The 1,852-nt window shown below is 70.4% G+C and carries 1 protein-coding gene; it reads right to left on the bottom strand.

Annotated elements, in window-relative coordinates; all coding sequences use genetic code 11:
* Window positions 1-54: 54 nt before the first annotated feature.
* A complete protein-coding gene (locus AC1DOC_RS32010) occupies window positions 55-1,782 on the bottom strand; it encodes a membrane protein (RefSeq protein ID WP_018906130.1) in 1,728 nt (575 codons plus the stop codon).
* Window positions 1,783-1,852: the final 70 nt, after the last annotated feature.

Below are 1,852 nucleotides of genomic sequence, written 5' to 3'. Positions count from 1 at the left end.
CACCAGCACCGTGCCGGCGTGCCGCGCAATCAGGCCTCGTTCGCCGCTCACTTGCTAGGGCGCAATCTTCTGGTAGAGCAGCAGGTCGTCGCTCGCGCTACTGGGCCGCCGCAGCGTGCCGCTGAAACGCCAGTGCTCCAGGCGGATGATGGTGTGCAGCCGCTCGATGGTTTCGGGGCTGACCAGCAGCCAGGGGCAATCGGTGCCGAGCAGCAGCGGCTGCAGGTTGAACTGGCCGTGATGCCGCAGCGCCGCAATGTGCGCGCGGCTCAGCGCAAGCTCGGCGATGCAGCTCGGCTGCCCGACCCGCTCGGCCACCGCCCGCACCTGAGGCGCGTAGCTGCGCGCGTAGTCGATCGGAGGCAGCCACAGCGTCATCAGCAGCATCCAGCACAGAGCGGTGCCGCCGGCCGGCAGCACCAGCGTTTTCCAGAGCGCCGCGCGGTGGCGCCCGGTGCGCCAGCGCACCACCCAGCACCAGGTGATGGTGGCGGCCAGCGCCAGCGCGAATGCGGTGGGCGAGAACCCTGGCACGAACCCGGGCACCAGCCGTGCCACGCTGGCGGCCGGCTTGGTCGGCACGCCGGTCTGCATCGCGATCCAGTAGATCCATCCGAGCACGGCCAGTCCGCTGAAGAACAGCACGTTGAACCAGTCGATCAGCGCCGCCGCGCTGCGCCGGAAGGTCGGCAGGGCAAAGGCGGCCAGCGTCGCGAGTGCGGGCAGCGCCAGCAGCAGCGAGCGGTCGGAATAGTCGGTGGTCCAGGTCGCGGCCAGCGGCACCAGCGCAAACCAGAACGGCAGCGCCACATGGCGCGCGGTGAGCTGGCGGCGCCAGCGCCACAGCGTCCAGATCGCGAGCGGCCAGACCGGCCAGGTGAACCACACCAGCAGCTTGGCCTGGCTGCGCACGTCGCCCAGCACCGAGGTGCTGCTCGGATGATGGCCCGGCAGCTGGATCTTCCATTGCAGCAGGCCCAGCCCGAGCGCCAATGCCGCGGCCACCAGCGCCACCGCGCTCATCGTGGCGAGCGCACCGCGGGTGTAGCCGGGGCTTTCGTCGGAATCGGCGCTGGCGGTGCGCCGCTCGTAGGCGATGAATAGCGCGCTGCCCACCGCCAGCGCGAGGCCGACCGTGGGACCGCCGCTCAGGGTCATGCCGATGGTGCCGACCAGCAGTGCGATGACCGGTCCGGTGCGCCGGTAGGGCAGTGCCGCCACGCCATAGAACAGATGCGACGCGAAATACAGCTGTGCCAGCGCCGGCGTGGTTTCATGGCCCAGCTGGGCGAGGCCCAGGCAGGCGATCAGCGCCAGCAGGCCGCCGTCGGCAATGGCGCGGGCGTAGTCGGTGGGCCGCGCCTCGCCGCCGAAGGCGAACGCCACCGGCTGGGCCCGCGAGGTGCGCGCGAGGTAGTAGACCGCGTACCAGGTGGCGGTGAAGGTGCCCCAGAGCAGCAGCGCAAAGACGATGCGCACCGCCAGGTCGGGGTTCACCCAGGAGGGCGCGATCTTGATGGCCCAGGCGCCGATCCAGTAGGGAAGCAGCGCCGGCGTTTCAGGGCGCAGGCCCAGCAGCAGGGGATCGAACCAGCGGGAGATGCCTTCGGTGTTGCGCGCCAGTTCGGCCATGTAGCCGAAGGAGGTGATGTCGGCGCTTTTCCAGGGGCCGCGCCCCACCAGGCCCGGCAGCAGGTAGGCGGCGCACAGCAGCAGCAGTGCCAGGCGCGGCAGCCGGCGCACGGCGCTCTGGGCAACGATCGCGGGAGTGGGCTGATTCACAGGGTGGGAATGAACGTCGGTCTTGGGAAAGAAAAAAAGGGCAGCGCGGTAAACCGGGCTGCCCTCGATG

Source organism: Variovorax sp. 01T439_2, from assembly GCF_056398445.1.
Note: the sequence above shows the minus strand (reverse complement) of the source record. Positions and strands in the feature narration are given on the sequence as shown.